The organism is Thauera phenylacetica B4P (assembly GCF_000310225.1).
GTDB lineage: Bacteria > Pseudomonadota > Gammaproteobacteria > Burkholderiales > Rhodocyclaceae > Thauera > Thauera phenylacetica.
The window spans coordinates 1-1522 of the sequence record NZ_AMXF01000441.1; the positions used below are offsets into that span (position 1 = coordinate 1).

Below are 1522 nucleotides of genomic sequence, written 5' to 3' on the forward strand. Positions count from 1 at the left end.
CGCCGACCCCGGGCGCATCCTGCTGCTGACCTTCTCGCGCCGCGCGGCGGACGAGATGGGCCGGCGCGTGCGCCGCATCCTCGCGCAGGCCGCCGCCGACCGCCCCGGCCTGGCGTGCGCCGAGCTGCAGTGGGCGGGGACCTTCCACGCCATCGGCGCACGCCTGCTGCGCGACTACGCCGGCCGCATCGGGCTCGACCCCGGCTTCAGCATCCACGACCGCGAGGACTCCGCCGACCTGATGAACCTGGTGCGCCACGAGCTCGGGCTGTCGGCGACGAAGCAGCGTTTTCCGCAGAAGGGCACCTGCCTGGCGATCTACTCGGCGGTGGTCAATACGCGCGCCGCGCTCGCCGAGGTGCTGCAGGCGAGCTTCCCGTGGTGTGCGGAGTGGGAGGACGCGCTCAAGCGCCTGTTCCGCGCCTACGTCGAGGCCAAGCAGGCGCAGCAGGTGCTCGACTACGACGACCTGCTGCTGTACTGGGCGCAGATGGTGTCCGATGCCGGGCTCGGCGCCGAGATCGGCGGCCTCTTCGACCACGTGCTGGTCGATGAATACCAGGACACCAACGCGCTGCAGGCGACGATCCTGCTCGCGATGAAGCCCGACGGCCGCGGCCTGACCGTGGTCGGCGACGACGCGCAGTCGATCTACGCCTTCCGCGGCGCCACGGTGCGCAACATCCTCGACTTCCCGGCGGCCTTCGCGCCGCCGGCGCGGGTGGTGACGCTGGAGCGCAACTACCGCTCCACCCAGCCCATCCTCGACGCCGCCAACGCGGTGATCGCGCTCGCCGCCGAGCGCTTCGCCAAGAACCTGTGGAGCGAGCGCGCCTCGGCGCAGCGCCCGCGTTTGGTGACCGTGAAGGACGAGGCTGCGCAGGCGGACTTCGTGGTCGACAGCGTGCTGGCGCGCCGCGAGGAAGGGCTCAAGCTCAAGCAGCAGGCGGTGCTGTTCCGCGCCTCGGCGCACAGCGCGCGCCTGGAGCTGGAGCTGACCCGGCGCAATATTCCCTTCGTGAAGTACGGCGGGCTCAAGTTCCTCGAGGCCGCCCACGTCAAGGACGTGCTCGCGCTGCTGCGCTGGGCCGAGAACCCGCGCGACCGCATCGCCGGCTTCCGCGCCATCCAGCTCCTCGCCGGCATCGGCCCGAAGACCGCCGGGCGCGTGCTCGAAAACGTGTGCGCGGCGCCGCCGGGTTGCGCGCTGCTCGCCGATCAGCCGGTGCCGGAGGCGGCGCGCGCGGGCTGGCTGGAGTTCGCCACGCTGCTCGACCGGCTCGCCGGGCGGGAGGAAGCTCCGACCGTTGTGTTCGCGCCTGCCGGCGCTCCTACAGAGGCCACCGCGCGTGCAGCGCATGTAGGAGCGGCGGAAGCCGCGAACACGGGCGAAGGGGAGGCGAGGCGCGGGCAGGCCCCGAGCGCCGCGTTCGCGCCTGCCGGCGCTCCTACAGAAACCGCGCCGCTTCCGGAAGCTCATGCAGGAGCGCCGGCAGGCGCGAATACCTTTATCGGCGGGGGG

The 1522-nt window shown here is 72.4% G+C and carries 1 protein-coding gene; it reads left to right on the forward strand.

Annotation, left to right across the window (positions count from 1 at the left end):
• Positions 1–1522 (forward strand): ATP-dependent helicase (locus tag C667_RS22850; RefSeq protein WP_004388322.1); only part of this gene is annotated, 1522 nt, incomplete at both ends.